The sequence below is a fragment of the Actinophytocola sp. genome, from assembly GCF_009379765.1.
Taxonomy (GTDB): domain Bacteria; phylum Actinomycetota; class Actinomycetes; order Mycobacteriales; family Pseudonocardiaceae; genus Actinophytocola.
In genome coordinates this window covers 1-22,039 of record NZ_WHTD01000137.1, presented here as the reverse complement: position 1 = coordinate 22,039, position 22,039 = coordinate 1, and the positions used below count along the sequence as shown (strand labels likewise).

Genomic DNA, 22,039 nt, shown 5'->3' with positions numbered 1-22,039 from the left:
GGACGATGAACCAGACCATGTACAAGTAAGGGGACTTTTCATGGGAAAGGCTCTCGAGGGTGTTCGCGTCCTCGACATGACCCACGTCCAAAGTGGACCGTCGTGCACGCAGATCCTGGCGTGGCTCGGTGCGGACGTGGTGAAGATCGAGGCGCCCGGCGGTGACATCACCCGCAAGCAGCTCCGCGATCTGCCCGATGTGGACAGCCTCTATTTCACGATGCTGAACTGCAACAAACGCAGTATCACGCTGAACATGAAGTCCGAGCGCGGCAAGGAGCTGTTCACCGAGATGGTGGGCCAGTTCGACATCCTGGCCGAGAACTTCGGCCCGGGCGCGGTCGACCGGATGGGCTTCAGCTGGGAGACGCTGCAGGAGATCAACCCGCGACTCATCTACGCGTCGATCAAGGGCTTCGGCGACGGTCCCTACACCCACTTCAAGGCCTACGAGGTGGTCGCCCAGGCGATGGGTGGCTCGATGACCACCACCGGCTTCGAGGACGGCCCGCCGCTCGCGACCGGCTCGCAGATCGGTGACTCGGGCACCGGCATGCACGCCGTGGCCGGCATCCTGGCCGCGCTCTACCAGCGCGAGCACACCGGCCGCGGGCAGCGGGTCACCGTCGCCATGCAGCACGCGGTGCTCAACCTCTGCCGGGTGAAGCTGCGCGACCAGCAGCGGCTCACCCACGGGCCGCTCAACGAGTACCCGAACCGGGAGTTCGGCGACGCGGTGCCGCGCTCGGGCAACGCGTCGGGTGGCGGCCAGCCCGGCTGGGCGGTCAAGTGCGCGCCCGGCGGGCCGAACGACTACATCTACGTGATCGTCCAGCCGGTGGGCTGGGAGCCGATCACGAAGCTGATCGGCCGGCCCGAGCTCGCCGACGATCCCGAGTGGAGCACGCCGGCGGCTCGGCTTTCCAAGTTGGACAAGATGTTCCAGATGATCGAGGACTGGACGAGCGAGCACGGCAAGTGGGACGTGCTGGCGAAGCTCAACGCGCACAACATCCCCTGCGGCCCGATCCTCTCCACGAAGGAGATCATCGAGGACACCTCGTTGGCGGAAAACGAGATCGTCGTCAAGGTCGACCACCCGGAGCGCGGCGAGTTCACCACGGTCGGCATGCCGATCAAGCTGTCCGACTCGGCCGCGGACATCCAGCGCTCCCCGCTGCTCGGCGAGCACAACCAGGAAATCTACGGCCACGAGCTCGGCGTGCCGGACAACGAGCTCGCCGAGCTCAAGGCGAACGGAGTGATCTGACGCAATGACCGAAGTGGACAAGGCAGACTCGGTTCTCGACCCTGCAAGCAGGTCTGCAGACCCGGTTCTCGACCCTGCAAGCAGGTCTTCGGTCGTCCGCGAGGTCCTGGACAAGGCCAGGGCCGAGGGTCGTGACTCGCTCACCGCGCCCGAGGGCAAGCGGGTCTGCGACGCGTACGGGATCCCCACCCCGCGCGAAGGTCTCGCCACGACGGCCGACGAGGCGGCGAAGCTGGCCGAGGAGATCGGCAGGCCGGTCGCGGCGAAGATCGTCTCCCCGGACATCCTGCACAAGACCGAGGCCGGCGGCGTGCTCATCGGCGTGGACGGCGGCGGCGCCGCGCGGGCCGCGTTCGACAAGATCATCGCCAACGCCAAGGCGTACAAGGAGTCCGCGTCGATCACCGGCGTCCAGATCCAGGAGATGGTCGGCGGTGGCGGGGAAACCAGCACCGAGGTCATCATCGGCGCCACCACCGACGACACGTTCGGCAAGGTCGTCGCGTTCGGCCTCGGCGGCGTGCTCGTCGAGGTGCTCAAGGACGTGACCTTCCGGCTCGCGCCGCTCGACGTCGCCGAGGCCAGGTCGATGGTCACCGGCATCCAGGCCGCAGAGATCCTCCAGGGCGCCCGCGGTGCCGAGCCCGCCGACCTCGACGCGCTGGCCGACGTGATCCAGAAGGTGTCCACCCTGGTCACCGACTTCCCGGAGATCAGCGAGTTCGACCTCAACCCGGTGTTCGCCTCGGTGAGCGGCGCGACCGCGGCCGACGTGCGGATCCTGCTGGAGACCGAGGAGCGCGCCCGGCCGGTGCAGCACACCCAGGAGGACATCCTCCTGGCGATGAACACGATGATGAACCCGCGTTCCATCGCGGTCATCGGCGCCTCCGACCAGGAAGGCAAGATCGGCAACTCGGTCATGAAGAACCTGATCAACGGCGGCTACGCGGGGGAGATCCACCCGATCAACCCCAAGGCCGACGAGATCATGGGCCGCAAGGCGTACAAGTCGGTCGGCGACGTGCCGGGCGAGGTGGACGTCGCGGTGTTCGCGGTGCCGGCGAAGTTCGTGCCGGCCGCGCTGACCGAGTGCGGCGAGAAGGGCGTCACCGCGGTGGTGATGATCCCGTCCGGGTTCGCCGAGACCGGCAACCAGGCGCTGCAGGACGAGATCGTCGCGATCGCGACGCGCTACAAGGTCCGGATGCTCGGCCCGAACATCTACGGCTACTACTACACCCCGCGGAACCTGTGTGCGACGTTCTGCACGCCGTACGACGTGAAGGGCGGCGTGGCGCTCACGTCGCAGTCGGGCGGCATCGGCATGGCGATCCTGGGCTTCGCCCGCACCACCAAGATGGGTGTCTCGGCCATCGTCGGGCTCGGCAACAAGTCCGATGTGGACGAGGACGACCTGCTCACGTTCTTCGAGCAGGACGACAACACCCAGTGCGTCGCGATGCACCTGGAGGACCTCAAGGACGGCCGGGCTTTCGTGGAGACCGCCCAGCGGATGACCAAGAAGAAGCCGGTCGTCGTGCTCAAGGCGGGCCGCACGGCCATGGGTGCGCGGGCCGCCAGCTCGCACACCGGTGCGCTCGCCGGCGACGACAAGGTGTACGACGACATCCTCCGCCAGGCCGGTGTGGTACGCGCGCCGGGTCTCAACGAGATGCTGGAGTACGCGAGGGGCCTGCCGCTGCTGCCGACCCCCAAGGGCGAGAACGTCGTGATCATCACCGGGGCCGGCGGCTCCGGGGTGCTGCTCTCCGACGCCTGTGTCGCGGAGGGACTGTCCCTGATGGACATCCCACCGGACCTGGACGAGTCGTTCCGCGCGTTCATCCCGCCGTTCGGAGCGGCGGGCAACCCGATCGACATTACCGGTGGCGAGCCGCCGTCGACGTACGAGGCGACCATCCGCCTTGGCCTCGAGGACCCGCGCATCCACGCGCTGATCCTGGGCTACTGGCACACGATCGTCACACCGCCGATGGTGTTCGCCGAGCTGACCGCCAAGGTGCTCGCGGAGGCGCGCGCCAAGGGGATCGACAAGCCGGTGGTGGCGTCGCTGGCCGGCGACACCGAAGTCGAGCAGGCCTGCGATTACCTCTTCGAGCACCGGGTGATCGCGTATCCATACACCACCGAGCGTCCGGTCGCGGTGCTCGGTGCCAAGTACCGGTGGGCGAGGGCCGCCGGCCTGATCGACGGCTGACGAGCCGCCGACCACGCAAGTGAGTAACGGGGTGGCCGCCGGGACGGAAAGCGGCGGTCACCGCAGGGGTCGACAGGCAGGCAGGCGGTAGTCAAACCGAACACTGGAGGTCCAATGGTGGATTCTCACATCCCACCCGCCGCAGGCAGTGCCGAGGTCACTGCCACAGGCGAGGAGGAACGGGTATGGCGGGCCGGCGGGCTCGAACCCATGCCCATTCGCCCGCTACCGGACGCGCCACCGTCCATTCACCTGCTAGGCCCGACCGTCTTCCTGCTCGCGCTCGGCGTGGGCATGGGCGAGTCGTACATGTGGCCGCGGCTGGTGCTGGTCTTCGGCCCGGAGATCCGGTGGCTGTTCCTGATCGGCGTCACCCTGCAGGCCGTGGTGATGCTCGAGATGGCGCGCTACGCGATGGCGACCGGGGAGAGCATCTTCACCGGCGCGGCACGCGTGTTCAAGCCGATCATGTGGTTCTTCTTCGTCACGGCCATCCTGGTCTACATGTGGCCCGGCCACCTGTCCGCCGGCATGTCCGCGTTCGAGCAGCTGACCGGCATACCCTGGGTGGTCTCGGCCATCGTCGTGCTGATCCTGGTCGGGATCCTGTTCAGCATGATCAGTGTCATCTACGACGTCGTGGAGAACATTCTCGGGTTCCTGATCGGCGTTCTGGTGGTCGGCACCGCGATCATCGCCTCGATCGCGGGCAACTGGGCCGACCTCGGCTCGACGCTGGGCGGCATGTTCGCGTTCGGTTACTTCCCGCACGACATGATGTCCGCGCAGTGGTTCCCGATCGTGGTCGGCTCGATCGCGTTCGCCGGGCCGTCCGGCATGCAGCAGATGTGGTACACGCTGCACCTGCGTGAGGCCGGCGCCGGCATGGGTGCGCACGTCCCGAAGATCCGCGGCCTGCGCACGGCCAACGAGCAGGAGCAGGTACCGGCGCACGGGTTCATGTTCGACACGTCGAACCCGGACGAGATGGCGAAGTGGCGCGGCTGGCGCAGGTGGATCACGTTCGACGCGTTCCTGCTGTTCTGGGGCATCACGATGCTGGTGACGATCTCGTTCACCGTGCTCGCCCAGTCCGCCGCGCGGGAGAACCCGAACGTCAAGGAGATCATCGAGAACGGCGAACGGTCGGCGGCGTTGCAGGCCATGTCCGACGCGTTCGCCTCGGTCGGCGGCTCGGTGCTCGGCGGGTTGTTCTTCGGGTTCATCGCGCTGATCGGGGTGAATGCCACCCTCGGCCTGTTCGACTCGTTCTCCCGGGGTCAGGCGGACATGACCTACTTCCACATCCCAGGTGCGAAGCGGTTCAAGATGTCCCACCTGTACGCGGGGTTCCTATGGGGCGTCATCACGTTCGGCATCCTGATCCTGCTGTTCGGCCCGGCCGACGGTCCGGAGGGCATCCTGGACATCCTGGCGTTCCTGTCCACCTTCGCCATGGGCGCGTACTGCATCGTGTTGTTGCTGGTGAACAACAGGATGCTGCCGAAACCCATCCGGCCGAAGTGGTGGTCCAACGCGATCATCGGCTTCGGCGCGGTGTTCTACCTCGGCATGCTGTTCTACTCCATGGTCCGGTTCGGGATCGTGGTGAGTTAGGGAGTGAGTGCGATGCGCCGTTTGTTCTTGCTGACCCTGCCGGGTCTGGCAGTCGGGTTCATCGCCGGCGTGGCGCTGGTGGCCGCGCTGTCACTCGGCGTGCCGCTCGCCCTGCTGGGTGGCGGCTACACGATGATGTTGATCAACAAGAAGGTCCGGCTCGGCGGGTTCGCCCCGGCCGCGCTCTACTGGCTGATCGGGTTCCCGCTCGCCCGGCTGCTGCACGAGCTGCTGACCACATGGTACGTCGGCGGCACCCCGACGCTCCCACCGGACACGCTGGGCTTCCTCGCGTTCCAGGGGATCATCAGCGCCGGGTTCGCGATCGGGTTCCTGTGGCTGCACGAGCGCGTCGCCCCGCGCTGGTGGGGCCGGCTCGCCGAGCGCGACGAGGCGGCCAGGGACATCTACCTGCGCTACGCGGCGCACGCCACGGCGATCTTCGAGGCCAAGGAACGGCGCAAGGCGGTCGCCAAGCGCTACCGCGGCGGGTCCGGCAGGAAGGCTTCCTCGGCACGTTGACGACGTCCGCCAGCTAACGAGAGTCCCGCTCAGAGCTCGTCGATGCGCCGCCGTCGCCCCGGCGCATCGACGAGTTCTGCCCGCGTGCGGGCGAGAGGCAGCCGATGAACGTCCCCTTCTGGTTGTGGCTGGTCACCGTCGTGGGCCTGACAGCCATCATCTGTGCCGACTTCCACCTCATCTCGCGGAACCCGCGGGACCCCTCGCTCAAGGAGTGCACGGCCTGGATCGCGTGCTACGTCACCCTGGCCGTCCTCTTCGGACTCGCGCTCTTCGCCACCGCGGGTGCCCGGTACGGCGGCGAGTTCTTCGCCGGCTGGATCACCGAGTACTCGCTGTCGGTGGACAACCTCTTCGTCTTCGTGATCATCATGGCCAGCTTCGCGGTGCCCAAGGAGTACCGGCAGAAGGTGCTCTCGATCGGCATCGTGATCGCGCTGCTGATGCGCGGCCTGTTCATCATGGTCGGCTACGGGGCGATCACCAAGTTCGAGTGGCTCTTCTACGTCTTCGGCGCGTTCCTGATCTACACCGCGTGGAAGCTGGTGGCGCACAAGGACGACGAGGAGGACGAGTTCAAGGAGAACGCGATGCTGCGCGTCGCGAAGAAGTTCCTCCCCGCCACGGACAAGTACGAGGGCGCGCGGATCACGACCAAGATCGACGGCAGGCGGATGGTCACCCCGATGCTGATCGTGATGGTCGCGATCGGCACCACCGACCTGCTGTTCGCGCTCGACTCGATCCCGGCGATCTTCGGGCTCACCAAGGAGCCCTACCTGGTCTTCACCGCCAACGCGTTCGCGCTGATGGGCCTGCGCCAGCTGTTCTTCCTGATCGGCGGGCTGCTGGACCGGCTGGTGTACCTGTCCGTCGGGCTGGCCGTGGTACTCGGGTTCATCGGCCTGAAGCTCGTGCTGGAGGCCCTCCACCACGACGGTGTCGAGTGGGCACTGGAGATCCCGATCCTCGTGTCGCTCGGGATCATTGTCGGTACGCTCGCCGTCACGACGGTCGCGAGCCTGGTCAAGGTGAAGCGCGACCGGGACAAGAAGCTCGACCGCATGGACGCCGACGCGCGACCCGCGGTGGAGCCTACCGAGTAGAAGACTCGGTGGAGTGGGCCACACGGACCGTGGCCCACTCCACCGTTCCTCGTGAGTACTTACACAGAGGCCCGCACGCGCTCCGCCGGGGCGGTGCGCAGGTAGTCCTCGACGCCACGGGGGGCGTCCTGACGCTGCTTCGCCATCGCGGTCGCCAGGCCGAGACCCAGGGTCCGGCCGTCGGCGCTCCAGCCGCGAGGAGAGCTGGTGAGGGCCTTGAAGGTCGCTCGCCAGTTACGCATTGCTGTCACCTCCTGTGGGGCGAGCCGCACGGACCGCGGCTCGTTTCCACGTTCTTCGGGTACCCGTACCGGCGTCGATCTAGGGTCGTGTGATCCTGTTCCTTTGCGTCCGCTGTGGATCAACGTGGTTCCTGGCAAGGCGGAGGAAAGTCGCTCGTACTGGATGTACTTGGGCTTTTCTCCAACGCGGCCAGGGGCCGCGTTGGCCGCAGCGGCGTCAAGGTTTCAGGGTTACGCGACACTAGGCCGTGGTGCTCGTCACGGACCGGTCGCCGTCGGTGTCGCCGACGGCGCTGCGGCGCAGGTAGTCCTCGACGCCGCGAGTGGCCTCCTGACGCTGCTTCGCCATCGCCGCGGCCAGGCCGAGGCCGAGGATGCGGCCGTCGGCGTTGAAGCCGAGGGGAGCCTTGAAGAGCTTTCGCAAGGTGCGCATGTGCTTTCACCTCCTCAGGTGCGGGCAGCACTGTCACCCCTGGGTCGCGACATCGCGTCCAGGGTCGGTCGAGAGAGCGATGAGCGTCGCTCCAGTGGTGGGGCTGGTGGTGACTCAGCCCTGGGACGGCGCCCGGCGCCGGCGTCGGGCCGGCAGCGCGATCAGCTGCTGGTCGTCCTCGCCGTCATGGGGGCGCTGTTCGAGGTAGGACTTCCTCGTCCGCTCGGTGTGTTCGTGCATGATGCGGGCGGCGGTGTCCGCGTCTCGTTTCTCGATCGCGTCGATCAGCTTGGCGTGCTCCTGCCAGGACTGCTTGCCGCGCTGCCGGGCGACCGGCGTGTAGTACCAGCGGACCCTGCGGTCCACCTGGGTGGCGAAGTCCAGCAACACCTTGTTGCCGGAGAGCTCGGTGACACAGCGGTGTACCGCCGCGTTGACGGCGACCGCGGTGTCCACGTCGTCGTTGGCGAAGGCTTCGAAGCCCTGCTTGTTGAGGTCGCGCAGCCGGGCGATGCCCTCGGCGTCCGTGTGCGTGGCGGCCAGCCGGGCAGACTCGCTCTCCAAGAGGGCGCGCACGGCCAGCAGCTGGTCGGCCTCCTCCGGGGTGGGCGCGTGCACGAAGGCGCCGTAGCCGGGGCGCAGGTCGACCCAGCCCTCGTTGTTGAGCCACTGCAGGGCCTCGCGCACCGGCTGGCGGGAGACGCCGAGCATCTGCGCGAGCTCGCTCTCGACCAGGTGTTGACCGGGAGCGAGGCGCCGCGAGATGATCAGCCCCTGCATCGCCTGGTACACATGCTCACGCAGGGGAACGGGCCGATCGATCCGGCGAGCCGCCAGCTCCTTCGGCAACTCGGTCGACTGCATGGTGGACTCCAACAGTTGGGGGGATTGGGGTTCCGCTCTCGAAAGACACCTTTGTTCCTTGTCTACAGCATACAGCGCGATCTTGTCCGTTTACGGCGCTCGTGAGGACCTTCACACTGCGTGACCGGCGCCACTAGACCACTCGGGAAATGCCCGGTCACGCTGGGAACAAAGCGACCACCGACGGCGGTCGGCGGTCTCTCGCGGCGGGGGCACCGGTCCCGTTCGACCAGGGCCTGAGCGGCAGGTCAGCGCGGGCGGGCGGGCTCCCGCGCCATCTCCCTCGAGAGCGACAGCGCCGCCGTGCGTACCGCGGGCGCCAGCCGCTCCAGGTCCAGCCTGTGGGCGGACCCGGCGATCGAGATCGCCGCGATGACCCGCCTGCGGTGGTCGTGCACCGGCGCCGCCACCGCCACCACGCCCGTCTCGGACTCCTCGCGGTTGATGCCGTAGCCGCGGTCCATCGTGCGGACCAGATCCTGGCGCAGCAGGCCCGGCATGATGATCGTCCTCGGGGTGAGCCGAGCCAGGCCGTCGTCGATCACCCGGCGGAGGTAGGCCGGCGGGCCCAGGGCCAGGAACACCTTGCCGCTCGCCGTGCAGTGGGCCGGGAGCCGGCCACCCACCCGCGACACGATCGGCATCGAGCGGCGGCCGGTCACCTTCTCCAGGAACAGCGTGTCGGTCGCGTCGAACACGGTCAGGTGGATGTTCTCGTGGGTCGCCTCGTAGAGGTCCTCGAGGTAGGGGAGGGCCGCCTCGCGCAGACCGCGCTGCCTCGGCACCCGCTGGCCGAGCACGAACAGGGCCATGCCCAGGCGGTAGCCGGTGTCCGTGCGCTCCAGGCCGCCCCACGAGACCAGCTCGGCGACCAGGCGGTGCGCGGTCGGCTTGGGCAGGCGCGTGCGCGCGGACAGCTGCGCCAGGGTCAGCTCGACGTCCGCCGGGCCGAAGGCGTCCAGCAGCAGGAGGCCACGGGCCAGCACCGACTTCGGCGGCTCCGGCACCTCACCCATGGACTGATCCTTGTGGTTCACCCGGTTCCCGGCAAGGACGCGCGTGCCCATCAGCTGCCTCTTCGGCTGACGATCGGCACGTCGACGAGCAGCGGGGCGTCCAGATCCGCGGCGCCGGCGACCACCGCGCGCAGCTCCGCGGCACTCGCGACGCGGGTCGCGGCCACGCCGAAGAAGCCGGCGGCGGCGGGCCAGTCCAGGCGGTCGGCGCCGGGCAGGGCCAGGTCGAGGCCGGGGTGCGGGCCGTGGCCACCCGACTCGGCCAAGGTCTCCTTCAGCGTCCGGTACTCGCCGTTGCTCATCACCAGGAACGTCACCGGCACCCGGTACCGGGCCGCGCTCCACAGGCCCTGCAGGCCGAACATCGCGCAGCCGTCGCCGAGCACCGCCACCACGGGGCGGCCCTGGCCCAACCGCGTGCCGATCGCCGCGCCGATGCCCCAGCCGAGGCCGCCGCCGACGGTGTGCACGAACGAGTCGGGGCGGTCGAGCCGCAGCAGCGGGCGCAGCAGGACGCCGATCGTGATGGCCTCGTCGACCACCACCGCGTCCGCCGGGAGCGCCTCGACGATCGCGCTTGCCGCCGCGGCCGGGTCGAGCGGGGCGGCCTGCGCGGCGCCGCGGCGCGTCCTGGTCCTGGCCTCGGCCTTGACCGGCCGGCCCGCCCGCGCTCGGGTCCGGCCGGCCAGCTCGGCCAGCGTCACCCGGATGCCGCCGGTCAGGCCCACCTCGACGGCGAAGTTGCGGCCCAGCTCGGCCGGGTCGTCGTCGAGCTGTACGACTCGCGTCCCGTCCGGGATGGGCGGCTCGGGCGTGTAGTGGTGCGGGGAGAACGCGTGGCTGCCGACGACGAGCACGACATCGTGCCCGCTCAGCGCCTTGCGGACGGCCGCGTTCCGCGGCGCGAGCATGCCGGCGTGCAGGGGATGGGTGAAGGGAAAGTTCACTCGATCGTGCATCGGCTGGTGGTAGACGGTCGCGTTGAGCCGCTCGGCCAGCGTGACCAGCTCGGCGACCGCGGCGTCCCGGCCGACGCCGTCGCCCGCCACGACCGCGGGCCGCTCGGCGCCCGCCAGGATCGACACGGCCTCGTCGAGCCCGGTGGCCGGGCCGAGCGGGGTGAGCGGCGACCGCGCCGGCACGACGACGTCGGTGTCGTCGCGCAGCAGGTCCATCGGGATCGACACGAACACCGGCCCGGCCGGGGGCCGCGCGGCCAGCGCGAACGCCCGCCGCAGCACGACCGGCAGGTCCCGGGCGTGCTGCACCTCGACGGCGAGCTTGCTGGCGGCGGTGGCGAGCCCGACCAGGTCGCCGGCGAGCATCGGGTCCTCGACCAGGTGCCGGCGGTCCTGCTGGCCGGCCGTCACGACCATCGGCACCCGCGAGCGCCTGGCGTTGAGCATCCCGATCAGCCCGTTGGCCAGCCCCGCGGCGACGTGCAGGTTGACGAACGCGGTGCGCCGGGTGGCCCTGGCGTAGCCGTCGGCCATCGCGACCGCGGACGCCTCCTGCACGGCCAGCACGTACTCGAGGTCGGGCGCCCCGGCGAGCGCGTCGAGGAACGGCAGCTCCGTGGTGCCGGGGTTGCCGAAGATCCGGTCGACGCCCTCGTCCCGCAGGATCGCGAGCAATGCCTGCATCGGGGTCATGCCAGCGCACCGGCCAGACCGTCGGCGATCATCGCGGCCATCGCCATGATCGTCAGGGACGGGTTGACCGAAAGGGACGCCGGCAGCACCGACCCGTCGCCAACGTAGAGCCCGTCGACCCCGTGGGCGCGACCGGCCAGGTCCACCACCGACCGGGCCGGGTCGTCGCCCATCCGGGCGGTGCCCTGCATGTGCGAGGTCGACAGCCCGCTCCACACCACCCGCGTCGCCCCCGCCGCCCGCAGCACGTCGGCCGTGAAGGCCAGCGCGTCGTCCAGCCGTCGCCGTTCCGCCACCGAGAACCCCTTCGTGATCACCGCGCGGCCGGCCGGGTCGAGCTCGACCGTGCCGGTGTTCTCGTCGTTGGCCATCACCAGCAGCCCCGTCCAGTACCGGTAGTCCCGCAGCACCGTCGCCAGCTCCACACCCCACAGCGGCCGGCCGAGCGCGTCGACCATCCCGGTCGCGAAGCTCACCGGCTCCTGGATCGTCGTGCCCTCGACCACGAAGTCCCGCTGGTGGGTCAGGCAGTGCGCGGTGATCGGGTACGCGAGGTGGCAGTCCTGCGGCGAGTCGAACAACCCGTACACCAGCCGCGCCGGGTGCAGGCCGAGCGTCGCGCCGACCAGCCGGGTGCTGGGCGTGTCCAACGCGACGTAGTCCGGGCTGCGCAGGAGGATCTGCGGCGTGTTGAGGCTGCCCGCGGCCAGCACCACGACCGGCGCGGAGACCTCGCCGGTCGAGCCGTCGGGGTTGCGGTAGCGCACCCCGGTGACCCGCGGCGTCGCCGAGGTGTCCATGAGCACCCTGGTCACCGTCCGGTCCGCCAGCAGCCGGATCTCGCCGCGGCCGAGGGCGGGCGCGAGGTAGGTGTTGAGCGTGTCGCGGCCGGCGTTCGTGGGGCACCCGGTGGTGCACGAGCCGCACCGGCTGCACGTGAAGTCCGTGTAGGAGCGCACCGGCTCCAGGCACGCGCCCAGCGCGGCGAACCCGGCGCGGACGGTGTGCACGCTCGGCGTCCAGTCCGCCCGCTCCCGCACCCCCAGCCGGCGCTCGACCTTCTCGTACCACGGCGCCAGGTCGGCCGGCGTGACCGCGCCGTCGCGCCCGAGGAGGCCCGTCTCGGCGTGGAAGCGCGCGACGTCGAAGTCCGCGGCCCGCATCGCCACCTTCGTGTTGATCACCGTCGTCCCGCCGACACATCGGCCCGCGAGCAACGCCACCGGCTCGTCGTCGTCCGTGCGCGGGACCGTCGACCTGGTGGGCCACCACAGCTGGTGGCGCGCCGCGAGCTCGAAGCGGGTGCGGTCCTCGGCCGGGTGCAGCCCGCCCGCCTCGAGGAGCAGCACGTCGTGCCCGCGCCGGCCGAGGTCGGCGGCGATCAGCCCGCCGCCGGCGCCCGAGCCGACCACGACGACCTCCGCGGTCTCCCGGCCGGACGCAGTGGGTGACCCGGCCGCCGGGTCCAAAAAGGACCAGTCCTTGCGCAGCCTGCGCGCCTGCGGGGGAGCGAAGTCGATGACGTCGTGCCCGGTCGGCCCGGTGTGCCCGGGCGCGGCGTAGTCGCCGTAGAACGCCTCGACGGCCAGGCCCCGCAGCAACCCGAACGCCTCGGTGTGCGCGATCCGTGCGAGCGAGTCGGCGGAGTCCAGGCAGGTGGCCACGAGCCCGATGGCCGCGTGCACCGCGTCCTCCTCGGCGGGCGGCATACCGGCGAGCACCCGCTCGACGTAGGAGACCGGGCCGATCGCGGCCGAGCCCGGCACGGCGAGCTCGCAGAACCTGGCGAGTACCGCGAGCTCCTGGTCGCCCAGAACGTGCATCCCGTTCCCCCGAGTGCTCAATGCTTGGCCGAGCCGCCGTCGACGTTGATCGTCTGCCCGGTGAGGAAGCCGCTTCCCTTGGCGCAGACGTAGAGCAGGGTCGAGACGAGGTCCTCGGGTTGCTCGATCCTCGGCACCGACTGCAGCGCCAGGACCCGTTCGAAGCCGCCGTCGGCGCCCGTGGTGCGGGCGGCGGTGTCGGTGCGGGTGAGGCCGGGCGCGATCGCGTTGACCGTGATGTTCTCCTGGCCGAGCTCGGTGGCGAGCGCGCGGGTGAACCCGATGAGCCCGGCCTTGGACGTCGTGTAGGCGACCAGCTCCGGCGGGCCGAGGAAGACGACCGCGGAGGCGATGTTGACGATCCGGCCCCAACCGGCCCGGCGCAGGTGCGGCAGGGCCGCGCGGGTGACCAGGAACGGGCCCTCCAGGTTCACCCGCATGACCCGCCGCCAGTCGTCCACAGTGGTCTCATCGAACGGGATCGGCGGGTAGATGCCGGCGTTGTTCACCACGATGTGCAGGTCGCCGAACTCGCGTGCGACGGTGTCGACGGCGGCGTCGACGGACTCCGCGTCGGTCACGTCGGCGCGCACCGGGAGCAGGTCGCCGCCCACCGCGCCGACCTGCTTCACGGTCTCGCCGAGGTCGGCGAGGTCCAGCCCGGCGACGCGATATCCGTTGCGGGCCAAGGCGACCGCGAACGTGCGGCCCAGACCCGCCGCCGCACCGGTGACGACAGCGACCGTCATGTCGGTTCTCCCATTGCCTCTCCCGTGGCCATCGCGTGCAGCAGGCGCGGCTGGGTCAGCTCGGCGCCGGACAGCTCCGCGCACAGCCGGCCGCGGTGGAACACGGCCACCCGGTCGCACAGCTCGACCAGCTCGTCCGGGTCGGTCGAGCTGATCAGCACGATCCGGTCCGCGGCGGCCAGCTCGCGGATGATCTCGTGCATGTCGGCCTTCGCGGCGACGTCCACCCCGCGGGTGGGGTCGTCGAGCAGCACCACGTCGGGGTCGGCGGCGAGCCACTTGGCGAACACGACCTTCTGCTGGTTGCCGCCGGACAGCCGCCCCGTGGTCGTGTCGACCGAGTCGGTGCGGATCCGCAGCCGCGCCACCAGCTCCCGCGCGGCGTCGGTCAGCCTGCGGCGGCGCGGGAACGGGCCGTACCGGCCGAGCGAGCCGGAGCTGACCTGGCTGACGTTGTCCCACAACGGTTTGTCGAGCATCAGACCGATCCGCGCGCGGTCGCCGGGTACCAGCGCGATGCCCGAGCGCACGGCGGTGCGCAGCGTGCGTGGGCCCGGCCGGCCGGACGGCAGCCGGACCCGGCCGCGGGCGAGCCGGCGCAGGCCGCTGACGACCTCGAGCACCTGGGAGTGGCCGGAGCCCGCCTTGCCTGCGCAGCCGACGATCTCACCGCGCCGGGCCTGGAGCGTCACGCCGTCGAGGAGGCCGGGGACGGTCAGGTCGGCGAGCACCAGAGCGGCGGCACCGGTCTTCGTGGCCCTGGCCGGTCGCGGCGGCGGCGCCTCGCGGGGACCGACCATCGCGGTCACGATGTCCTTGATGGACAGTTCGGTCCGGGGTCTCGCGGCCACGACCGTGCGGCCGTCGCGCAGCACGGTCACCCGGTCCGCGATCAGCATCACCTCGGCGAGCAGGTGCGAGACGTAGAGCACCGCGACGCCCCGGGCGCGCAGCCGGTCGACGATGCCGAGCAGGTGCTCGGCGCGGTCGACGGGCAGCGCCGAGGTCGGTTCGTCGAGGATCAGCACGGACGGCTCGTCGAGCAGCGCCCTGGCGATCTCCACGAGCTGGCGCTCGGCCAGCGTGAGGTCCGCGACGAGAGTCCGCGGTGGACGCCTCAGCTCGAGCTCGGCCAGCACCGGCGTGGCGCGCCGGGCCATCGCCGTCCGGTTCACCAGCGGCCCGCGCCGCGGTTCCCGGGCCAGGAACAGGTTCGCCAGCACGTCGAGGTCCGGGAACACGTTGAGCTCCTGGGAGACCACGGCGACGCCGCGCGCCGCGGCCTGCCGGGTGCTGGCGAACTCGACCGGTCCACCCGCGAGGGTGAGCTTGCCGGCGTCCGGGGCAAGGGCGCCGGCAAGGATCTTGACCAGGGTGGACTTCCCGGCGCCGTTCTCGCCGAGCAGCGCGTGCACGCTGCCGGGTTCGAGCGTGAAGTCCACCCCGTCGAGCGCGGTGACGCCGCCGAACCGCTTGCGGATGCCCTGCGCCTGATACCCAGTCCGGTACATGTGTCAGCCGGCCTCGCCGAGCGGGCGGGTGTGCGAGTCGAGGTCGGCGAAGAACTCGTCGAGCTTCGGCCCGAACCACTCGTCCTTGGCCGAGTCCGACTCCTGGCGCGCGATGATCTCGGCCACGTTGTCCTTGGTGACCAGCAGCGCGCCGGAGTCGACCCAGCCCTCGGGCATCGGCTTGTCCTCGGTGGCCGCCTCGGCGAGCATGCGGATCGCGACCGCGCCCTTCATGAAGTGCTCGGGGGACAGCGTCGCGAAGTTGGTGCCGTCCTCGACCGCGGTCAGGTAGGTCCCGTTGTTCTCCTGCTTGATCTTGGCGAGGTTGTAGCTGTCCTGGTCGCCGGTGCCGAGGAAGGCCAGTGCCCGCGGGTTCGCCTTGACCAGGCCGTTCCAGATGCCGAAGTTCAGCGTCGGTTCGATCTTGGTCTCGAACGGGCCGAGCACCTTCACGTTCGGCAGCTTCTCCGCGAACGCCTCCTTGATCCCGTTGGCCCGCTGGTCGAGCACGGGGACGCCGGGCACCGTGGTGCCGACGACGACCGTGCCGCTCGCGTCCTGGCCGAGCAGCCGGATGGCCTCCTCGGCGAGCATGCGGCCGATGGCCGCGTTGTCGTTGCCGACGTAGGTGGCGACGTTGCTGCCGTCGAGCGGCACGGTGTCCACGGCGACGAGCCGCCGGTCCTGGTCGACGAGGTCGGCCATCGGCCGCACGAACAGGTCCGGGGCCAGGTTCTCCACGGCGATCCCGTCGACGGCGGTCCGGCCGAGGTCCTGGAGGAGCTTGACCTCCGCCGGGCCGTCCACCCCCGGCGGACCGCTCACCTGGAGCTCGACCCCGTCGAACTTCGCCGCGGCGTACTCGCCGCCGTCGGCCATCTGCTGGGCGAAGTCCTCGCTCGTGGTGGCCACGGCGAACCCCAGCTTGGTGGCTTCCGAACCGCCGGACGTGGCACCGCAGCCGGCGAGCAGCAACGCGGACGCGACGATCGCCAGACCCCGTACGGACCTCGATGTCGACACGGTTGTCTCCTTGTCCTTTAGCGGAGGAAGTCGGTGGTGGCGGCGCGCCGGCGCCGCAGCAGGCTGTCCAGCGCCACCGCCAGCAGGATCACCACGCCGGTGGCGAACAGGTTCCAGTTGATCGGCACGCCGAAGTAGACGAGTCCACTCGCGACGGTGCCGAGGATGACCGCGCCGAGCACCGAGCCCCACACGGTGCCGGAGCCGCCGCGCAGCGGGGTGCCGCCGATGATCGCGGCGGCGATGGCCTGCAGCTCGTAGCCCGAGCCGATGGTCGGGTCGCCGGAGGCGAAGAACGCGAGCGTGAGCATGCCGGAGAGACCGGCGAGCGCACCGGAGAGGGCGAGCACCTTGATGCGGGTGCGCGGCAGCGAGATGCCGGAGAACCGGGCGGCCTCCGGGTTGGAACCGATCGAGCGCACCGTGGTCCCGAACCTGGTGCCGCGTAACACGATCGTGAGCAGGAGCGCGGTCCCGAGCAGCGCCAACACCGGCGCCGGCACGCCGAACACGTCGCCGCCGATGACGGTGAAGAAGGAATGCGTGCGCGGGAGGTCGGCGACGTTCTTGCCGTCGCTGATCGCGAGCGCCAGCCCGCGGTACAGCGACAGGGTGCCCAGCGTGGTGATGATCGAGGGGATCTTGATGGCCTCACAGACGATCCCGTTCACCGCGCCGAGCAGGCAGCCGAGCGCGACCCCCGCGACGGCGCCGAGCCAAGGGTCCACACCGGACTGGATAAGCGTCGCCGAGCCGATGATGGACAGCGCGTACACCGAGCCCACCGACAGGTCGAGCTCGCGCATGGCCAGCAGGTAGGTCATGCCGCAGGCGAGGATGCCGACGAACGCGGCCTGCTCGACGACGTCGACCAGCTGGTCCAGGTGCAGGAAGGTCGGGTGGAACGCGCCGATCACCAGGACCAGGGCGACCAGGGCGGCGATCACGCCGAACTCGTCGACCCGGAATATCCGCCCGGCAACGGCGCGGCCACGGCTGCTGGTCACAGGGGGAATGCTGCGGGCGGCGCGGATCATGCGACAAGGCGGGCATTTCACTGAACGAAACGTCGCAGCGTGCGGGCAAGTGGTTGACGCTAGTCTTCGCCCACCAGTACGTTCGAAAAGAGAACCTGTGTTCGCTATACGAACACCTTTCGCTGTCGGAGGAGTTCGGTGATGCGACGACGCTTCGCTGCTCTTGCCTGTGTTTCGGCTCTGCTCGCCTCGGGCTGCGGCTCCGGCTCCGACTCCGGGGGTTCGACGCCGGGGCAGCCCGACGACGTCAAGGTCGGCCTGATCTCGATTCTCGACGTGGCGCCAATCTACCTGGGCAAGGAGAAGGGGTTCTTCGAGAAGCGCGACATCAACCTGACGCTCCAGCCGGCCGAGGGTGGCACGGAGACCGTGCCGTCGGTGCTGAGCGGGAACCAGCAGTTCGGCTTCAGCAACGTGGTCACGCTGTTGCTGGCCCAGCAGCAGGGTCTGCCGGTGGAGGCGGTGACCAACGGGGTCAACTCGACCGGCGTCGACGGCAAGGACTTCGGCGCGCTGATGGTCGCGTCGGGCAGTCCTGTCAAGACTGTCGCCGACCTGGTCGGGAAGAAGGTCGCGGTCAACACGTTCAAGAACGTGGTCGAGCTGGCGGTCCGGGCGTCGGCCGTGAAGGCGGGCGTCGACCCGTCGTCGATCGAGTTCGTGAAGCTGGGTTTCCCGGAGATGCCGGCGGCACTGTCGGACGGCCGGGCGGACGCGGTGTTCGTCGTGGAGCCGTTCCAGCAGATCGTGCTGAGCCAGGGCGGCAAGGCGATCGCGTCGAGCTATGTGGACATGGCCCCGGACATGTGCGTCGCCATGTACTTCACGTCGCAGAAGCTGATCGGCGAGAACCCGGACCTGGTGAAGCGCTTCACCGAGGCGATGTCCGAGTCACTCTCCTACGCGGACACCCACCCCGACGAGGTTCGCCGGATCCTGCCGACGTACACGAAGATCGGTCCCGAGCTGATCCCGAAGCTGATCCTGCCGACGTGGCCTGCCGAGGTGAACCGCGAGTCGCTGAACAGCGTCGCCGAGCTCGGCCGCGAGGAAGGAATCCTTCCCGGCGAACCGAACCTGGACGAGCTGCTGCCGTAGCCGGAAGCGAGAAGGATGTCTCAGTAACGGATGTCGCTCCGCAGCAGCGGCGGGTAGACGGAGGACGGCGCGCCATCGACGGTGGTTCCGGCGAACTGGAGCATCGCGCGTAGCTCGCCGTGCATGGGTGCCGGGTAGTTCAGGGTAGGGGTCGAGACCTCGTCCAGCGTGTGGAGATGCTCGGGGGCGAGGGTCACCTCCAGCCCGGCGAGGTTGCTCTCGAACTGCTGATCCGCCAGATCGGGCTGGCCGACAGCAGCCTGTCGCACGTGAGCCGCGCGATCCGGTGGGTCCGGGACAACTACGCCGAACCGATGCGGATCGAGGACCTCGCCCGGCTGGCCGGGATGAGCACCTCCGCGTTCCATTGGCACTTCCGCGGCGTCACCGCGATGAGTCCCGTCCAGTTCCAGAAACAGATCCGGCTCCAGGAGGCCCGCTCGCTGCTGGTGGCCCGCCCGGACGATGTCGCCGGCGTCGGACATCTCGTCGGATACGACAGCCCTTCGCAGTTCAACCGGGAGTACCGCCGGCTGTTCCGCGCTCCTCCCGGTCGGGACTCCGCGCGCCTGCGCGCGGCGACCGACCTCCGCGACGTGCTGCACCTGCCCTGAGCCGGGTGGCCGTCGCCCGGCCGGGCCGCTGGTCCGTGATCGAGGACCTCATGGGCAGGAATGACGACGGTGGCCTCCGGCCCCTGAAGTCCAGCCTACCGACGACCACCGACAAGACCGGCGGGGTCCACAGAGGACCGTGGACGACCAAGGAAGGGTCGGTGCCAGACGGTAAACTGGATACCGGGAGCCGGAGGCGTCAGGACGAGTCAGAAGCGACGCGCGGCGGCGGCAACCCCGGCAGGAAGCGACCGGGCTGACGCAGCTTCAAACACAACGCGCCAGAAGCCACGGCCAGGACACAGGCCAACATGAACACCGCCGGATACCCCCAGGTCGGAAGAACGACCGCGGCGAGCCCGACCCCCAGCACCCCGCCGAACGCCTTGGCGCTGTACACGGCGGCGTGGGTCTGCCGCGCTCCCGCGCTCTGGTCGCCGAAGAACTCGCGCACCAGGCTCGCGAACAAGGGATAGAACGCCCCGCCGCCGATGCCGGCCAGCAACGCCGCCAGCAACAGGATCGTCACCGACCCGTTGGTCGCCGCGCTCGCCAGGCACAGCTGGCCGACGCCGAGTACCGCCAGCACCCAGCCGAGCGTCCGGGTCCGGCCGACGCGCTCGGACACCCGGATCGCCAGCGCGCGGCCGGCCCCGTTCGTCCCGAGCAGCAGGCCGGTGCCGATGGCGACGACGACCAGCGTGACGTCCATCCGGGTGCCGAGGGTGGCCAGGAACGTGATGTCGAAAAGCGACACCGCACTGGCGCAGAACAGGATCAGGTACATCAGCGGCGCCACCCCGGTCCGCAACGCCTCGCGCGGGGAGTACTGCCGCACCGCGTTGACCGGGCTGTGCCGGGACAGGGCCCACGAACGCGGGTCGACGTCCGCCGGCCACCAGTGTGCGGGCGGGTCCCGCAGCACGACCCCGGCGCCGAGGACCACGACGAAGACGATCGCCGCGGTGACATCGAGCATCCCCACCAGCGGCCCACCGTCCACGGTGAACAGGAAGGCGATCGCGAACGGCACCGAGCCGTAGGCGAACGCGCCGGTCGCCACGCTGACCTTGGCCGCGGTGCGCTCGGGGTACCACTTCGCCACCGTGGCCGAGCAGGTGGCGTAGACCAGGCCGGCGCCCGTGCCGCTCAGCACGGAGTATCCGATGAGGGCGACGAGCTCCGAACCGTGCGCCAGCGAGAGCGGGCCGAGGGGGAGCAGCACGGCCCCGGCGATCATCGCGCTGCGTGGTCCGATCCGGCCGCGCTCCCGCAGGAACGCGACGGGGAACCCGGCGCCGGCCTGGAAGACGGTCCACAGGGCGAGGAGCCAGAAGACGTCCACCGGCGCCCAGCCACGCCCGACGAGCGCCGGTACCAGCGAGCCGAACCCGTACTGGAGGATGCCGATCGCCGCCATGGCCGCCCACGGCAGCCACAGCATCCAGCCCCTGTCGCGGCCGAGCAGCTCCTCCGCGGTCGGACCGACGAAGTAGCGCCGGCCGAGAAACTCGAGCGTCTCGCCGGCCGAGGTCTCGGGCGATCCAGCGGGCGAACCAGCAGGAGAGCCCGCTGGTGAAGCGTCCGGTGGGGGTGCGGCTGAGGTCCTCATCACTGGCCTCCGGTCCCTGTTCCCTGGACAAGTGGTTCCATACTGCATACAGTCTACAACAACATATGGCCCCGGTCACAGCCCCAGAATTGGAGGGTCGGGCGCGTGGACCTGTACGAGTACCAGGCAAAAGACCTGTTCGCGAAGCACGGAGTGCCGGTCGGACCAGGTCAGCGAGTAGTCACCGACGTCGAGGCCGCGGCGGACGCGGCGGCCGAGTTCGGCGTGCCGGTGGTGATCAAGGCGCAGGTGAAGGTGGGTGGCCGCGGCAAGGCCGGCGGGGTGAAGCTGGCGGACGGCAGGGAGGACGCGCGGGAGAAGGCCGAGGCGATCCTGGGCCTGGACATCAAGGGGCACACCGTGCGCCGCGTCCTCGTCACCCCGGCGTCGCAGATCGCCGAGGAGTACTACTTCTCCTTCCTGCTCGACCGCACCAACCGCACGTTCCTCGCCATGGCGTCGGCCGAGGGCGGCATGGAGATCGAGCAGCTGGCCGTCGAGCGGCCCGAGGCGCTGGCCAAGATCCCGGTCGACCCCATCGCGGGCGTGGATCTGGCCAAGGCCAAGGAGATCGCCGCGATCTTTCCCGAGCCGGTGCGAGACGCGGCCGCGGAGGTGATCGTCAAGCTCTGGCAGACCTTCGTCGCCGAGGACGTGACGCTGGTCGAGGTGAACCCGCTCGTCCGTGACCCGCAGGACGACATCCTCGCGCTGGACGGCAAGGTGACCCTCGACGACAACGCGGGGTTCCGCCACCCGGACCACGCCGAGCTCGTCGACACCGCGGCCGAGGACCCGCTCGAGGCCGCGGCCAAGGCCAAGGACCTCAACTACGTCAAGCTCGACGGCGAGGTCGGCATCATCGGCAACGGCGCGGGCCTCGTGATGTCCACACTGGACGTCGTGGCCTACGCCGGGGAGGACAGCGGGACCAAGCCCGCCAACTTCCTCGACATCGGCGGCGGCGCGTCGGCCGAGGTCATGGCCAACGGGCTCGGCATCATCCTGTCCGACCCGGACGTGCGCAGCGTGTTCGTCAACGTCTTCGGTGGCATCACCGCCTGCGACGCGGTGGCCAACGGCATCGTCCAGGCCTTCCAGCTGCTCGGCACGGTCGACAAGCCGATCGTGGTCCGGCTCGACGGCAACAACGCCGCCCTCGGCCGGCAGACCCTCACCGACGCCGCCCTGCCCGGACTGTCCCAGGTGGACACCATGGACGCGGCCGCCCGCCGCGCGGTCGAGCTCGCCGTCACCCAGGAGTGAACTGTGGCCATCTTCCTCACCGAGGACTCGAGGATCATCGTGCAAGGCATGACCGGGGCGGAAGGACGCAAGCACACCGCGCGGATGCTCGCCGCCGGGAGCAACGTCGTCGGCGGCGTCACGCCAGGCAAGGGCGGCCGGCAGGTCGAGATCGGCGGCCACGAGCTGCCGGTGTTCGACTCGGTCGGCGAGGCGACGGATGCGACCGGGGCCGACGTCACGGTCGTGTTCGTGCCGCCGAAGTTCGCCAAGGCGGCCGTGGTCGAGGCGATCGACGCGGGGATCGGGCTGTGCGTGGTGATCACCGAGGGCATCCCGGTGCACGACACCGCGGGCTTCTGGGCGCACGCCTGCGCCACCGGC

20 protein-coding genes and 1 pseudogene are annotated in these 22,039 nt (G+C 70.1%); 9 read left to right on the top strand and 12 right to left on the bottom strand.

The genetic code is table 11. The annotated features are described in order from the left end of the window. Positions 1–40 precede the first annotated feature (40 nt). The 5 genes from frc to GEV28_RS31720 all read left to right on the top strand — a co-directional run bounded on the left by frc (position 41) and on the right by GEV28_RS31720 (position 6,736). Complete coding sequence (gene frc, locus GEV28_RS31740) at positions 41–1,270, top strand: formyl-CoA transferase (RefSeq protein WP_291416203.1); 1,230 nt, start codon at positions 41–43, stop codon at positions 1,268–1,270. Positions 1,271–1,274: 4 nt separating this feature from the next. Beyond that, a complete protein-coding gene (locus GEV28_RS31735; protein ID WP_291416201.1) occupies positions 1,275–3,491 on the top strand; it encodes an acetate--CoA ligase family protein in 2,217 nt (738 codons plus the stop codon). A gap of 210 nt (positions 3,492–3,701) precedes the next feature. Beyond that, positions 3,702–5,108, top strand: a complete 1,407-nt coding sequence (locus GEV28_RS31730) for an Nramp family divalent metal transporter (RefSeq protein WP_291416199.1) — start codon at positions 3,702–3,704, stop codon at positions 5,106–5,108. Positions 5,109–5,120: 12 nt separating this feature from the next. Beyond that, entirely contained in the window at positions 5,121–5,630 is a 510-nt protein-coding gene (locus GEV28_RS31725; RefSeq protein ID WP_291416197.1) for a hypothetical protein, read from the top strand. Positions 5,631–5,734: 104 nt separating this feature from the next. Continuing rightward, positions 5,735–6,736, top strand: a complete 1,002-nt coding sequence (locus GEV28_RS31720; RefSeq protein WP_291416195.1) for a TerC family protein — start codon at positions 5,735–5,737, stop codon at positions 6,734–6,736. A 59-nt stretch (positions 6,737–6,795) separates the two neighbouring features. Here the strand turns inward: GEV28_RS31720 and GEV28_RS31715 are convergent, their stop codons facing one another. The 10 genes from GEV28_RS31715 to GEV28_RS31670 all read right to left on the bottom strand — a co-directional run bounded on the left by GEV28_RS31715 (position 6,796) and on the right by GEV28_RS31670 (position 17,056). Then, positions 6,796–6,978 carry a hypothetical protein gene (locus GEV28_RS31715; RefSeq protein WP_291416192.1) on the bottom strand — a complete coding sequence of 61 codons (183 nt, stop codon included), beginning with the start codon at positions 6,976–6,978 and terminating at the stop codon, positions 6,796–6,798. A gap of 241 nt (positions 6,979–7,219) precedes the next feature. Beyond that, entirely contained in the window at positions 7,220–7,411 is a 192-nt protein-coding gene (locus tag GEV28_RS31710) for a hypothetical protein (protein ID WP_291416190.1), read from the bottom strand. Positions 7,412–7,525: 114 nt separating this feature from the next. Next, positions 7,526–8,275, bottom strand: a complete 750-nt coding sequence (locus tag GEV28_RS31705; protein WP_291416188.1) for a GntR family transcriptional regulator — start codon at positions 8,273–8,275, stop codon at positions 7,526–7,528. A 248-nt stretch (positions 8,276–8,523) separates the two neighbouring features. Further along, a complete protein-coding gene (locus tag GEV28_RS31700) occupies positions 8,524–9,291 on the bottom strand; it encodes an IclR family transcriptional regulator (RefSeq protein ID WP_291416186.1) in 768 nt (255 codons plus the stop codon). Between the two features lie 50 nt (positions 9,292–9,341). After that, positions 9,342–10,943 carry a thiamine pyrophosphate-binding protein gene (locus GEV28_RS31695; protein ID WP_291416184.1) on the bottom strand — a complete coding sequence of 534 codons (1,602 nt, stop codon included), beginning with the start codon at positions 10,941–10,943 and terminating at the stop codon, positions 9,342–9,344. Then, the gene (locus tag GEV28_RS31690) at positions 10,940–12,766 is read right to left on the bottom strand and encodes a GMC family oxidoreductase (protein WP_291416182.1); all 1,827 of its coding nucleotides are present in this window, start codon (positions 12,764–12,766) and stop codon (positions 10,940–10,942) included. Before GEV28_RS31690 ends, GEV28_RS31695 begins: the two co-directional genes overlap by 4 nt. Before the next feature lie 17 nt (positions 12,767–12,783). Next, positions 12,784–13,515: an SDR family NAD(P)-dependent oxidoreductase gene (locus GEV28_RS31685; protein WP_291416180.1), complete on the bottom strand. Its 732-nt coding sequence runs from the start codon at positions 13,513–13,515 to the stop codon at positions 12,784–12,786. Further along, entirely contained in the window at positions 13,512–15,026 is a 1,515-nt protein-coding gene (locus tag GEV28_RS31680) for a sugar ABC transporter ATP-binding protein (RefSeq protein WP_291416178.1), read from the bottom strand. Before GEV28_RS31680 ends, GEV28_RS31685 begins: the two co-directional genes overlap by 4 nt. A gap of 3 nt (positions 15,027–15,029) precedes the next feature. Continuing rightward, on the bottom strand, positions 15,030–16,049 hold the full coding sequence (locus tag GEV28_RS31675) for a sugar ABC transporter substrate-binding protein (protein ID WP_291416176.1): 1,020 nt from the start codon (positions 16,047–16,049) through the stop codon (positions 15,030–15,032). Between the two features lie 17 nt (positions 16,050–16,066). Then, positions 16,067–17,056: an ABC transporter permease gene (locus tag GEV28_RS31670; RefSeq protein WP_291416174.1), complete on the bottom strand. Its 990-nt coding sequence runs from the start codon at positions 17,054–17,056 to the stop codon at positions 16,067–16,069. Positions 17,057–17,227: 171 nt separating this feature from the next. Here GEV28_RS31670 and GEV28_RS31665 point away from each other — a divergent pair, with 171 nt between their 5' ends. After that, positions 17,228–18,184 carry an ABC transporter substrate-binding protein gene (locus tag GEV28_RS31665; protein WP_291416172.1) on the top strand — a complete coding sequence of 319 codons (957 nt, stop codon included), beginning with the start codon at positions 17,228–17,230 and terminating at the stop codon, positions 18,182–18,184. A gap of 20 nt (positions 18,185–18,204) precedes the next feature. On the opposite strand, the gene GEV28_RS31660 is transcribed toward GEV28_RS31665, so the two are convergent. After that, a complete protein-coding gene (locus GEV28_RS31660) occupies positions 18,205–18,453 on the bottom strand; it encodes a hypothetical protein (RefSeq protein ID WP_291416170.1) in 249 nt (82 codons plus the stop codon). On the opposite strand from GEV28_RS31660, the gene GEV28_RS31655 reads away from it, so the two are divergent. Then, positions 18,454–18,798 carry a helix-turn-helix domain-containing protein gene (locus GEV28_RS31655; RefSeq protein ID WP_291416168.1) on the top strand — a complete coding sequence of 115 codons (345 nt, stop codon included), beginning with the start codon at positions 18,454–18,456 and terminating at the stop codon, positions 18,796–18,798. Positions 18,799–18,997: 199 nt separating this feature from the next. Here GEV28_RS31655 and GEV28_RS31650 read toward each other — a convergent pair whose 3' ends face one another. Continuing rightward, complete coding sequence (locus tag GEV28_RS31650) at positions 18,998–20,410, bottom strand: MFS transporter (protein WP_291416166.1); 1,413 nt, start codon at positions 20,408–20,410, stop codon at positions 18,998–19,000. Positions 20,411–20,515: 105 nt separating this feature from the next. Here GEV28_RS31650 and sucC point away from each other — a divergent pair, with 105 nt between their 5' ends. Both sucC and GEV28_RS31640 read left to right on the top strand, forming a co-directional pair. Continuing rightward, positions 20,516–21,676: an ADP-forming succinate--CoA ligase subunit beta gene (gene sucC, locus GEV28_RS31645; RefSeq protein ID WP_291416163.1), complete on the top strand. Its 1,161-nt coding sequence runs from the start codon at positions 20,516–20,518 to the stop codon at positions 21,674–21,676. Positions 21,677–21,679: 3 nt separating this feature from the next. Further along, positions 21,680–22,039: pseudogene (locus GEV28_RS31640) on the top strand (succinate--CoA ligase subunit alpha); the annotation flags it as partial.

Coding starts and splice junctions, on each gene's coding strand:
- frc (WP_291416203.1), top strand. CDS start 41: ATGGGAAAGGCTCTCGAGGGTGTTCGCGTCCTCGACATGACCCACGTC.
- GEV28_RS31735 (WP_291416201.1), top strand. CDS start 1,275: ATGACCGAAGTGGACAAGGCAGACTCGGTTCTCGACCCTGCAAGCAGG.
- GEV28_RS31730 (WP_291416199.1), top strand. CDS start 3,702: ATGCCCATTCGCCCGCTACCGGACGCGCCACCGTCCATTCACCTGCTA.
- GEV28_RS31725 (WP_291416197.1), top strand. CDS start 5,121: ATGCGCCGTTTGTTCTTGCTGACCCTGCCGGGTCTGGCAGTCGGGTTC.
- GEV28_RS31720 (WP_291416195.1), top strand. CDS start 5,735: ATGAACGTCCCCTTCTGGTTGTGGCTGGTCACCGTCGTGGGCCTGACA.
- GEV28_RS31715 (WP_291416192.1), bottom strand. CDS start 6,978: ATGCGTAACTGGCGAGCGACCTTCAAGGCCCTCACCAGCTCTCCTCGC.
- GEV28_RS31710 (WP_291416190.1), bottom strand. CDS start 7,411: ATGCGCACCTTGCGAAAGCTCTTCAAGGCTCCCCTCGGCTTCAACGCC.
- GEV28_RS31705 (WP_291416188.1), bottom strand. CDS start 8,275: ATGCAGTCGACCGAGTTGCCGAAGGAGCTGGCGGCTCGCCGGATCGAT.
- GEV28_RS31700 (WP_291416186.1), bottom strand. CDS start 9,291: ATGGGTGAGGTGCCGGAGCCGCCGAAGTCGGTGCTGGCCCGTGGCCTC.
- GEV28_RS31695 (WP_291416184.1), bottom strand. CDS start 10,943: ATGACCCCGATGCAGGCATTGCTCGCGATCCTGCGGGACGAGGGCGTC.
- GEV28_RS31690 (WP_291416182.1), bottom strand. CDS start 12,766: ATGCACGTTCTGGGCGACCAGGAGCTCGCGGTACTCGCCAGGTTCTGC.
- GEV28_RS31685 (WP_291416180.1), bottom strand. CDS start 13,515: ATGACGGTCGCTGTCGTCACCGGTGCGGCGGCGGGTCTGGGCCGCACG.
- GEV28_RS31680 (WP_291416178.1), bottom strand. CDS start 15,026: ATGTACCGGACTGGGTATCAGGCGCAGGGCATCCGCAAGCGGTTCGGC.
- GEV28_RS31665 (WP_291416172.1), top strand. CDS start 17,228: ATGCGACGACGCTTCGCTGCTCTTGCCTGTGTTTCGGCTCTGCTCGCC.
- GEV28_RS31650 (WP_291416166.1), bottom strand. CDS start 20,410: ATGAGGACCTCAGCCGCACCCCCACCGGACGCTTCACCAGCGGGCTCT.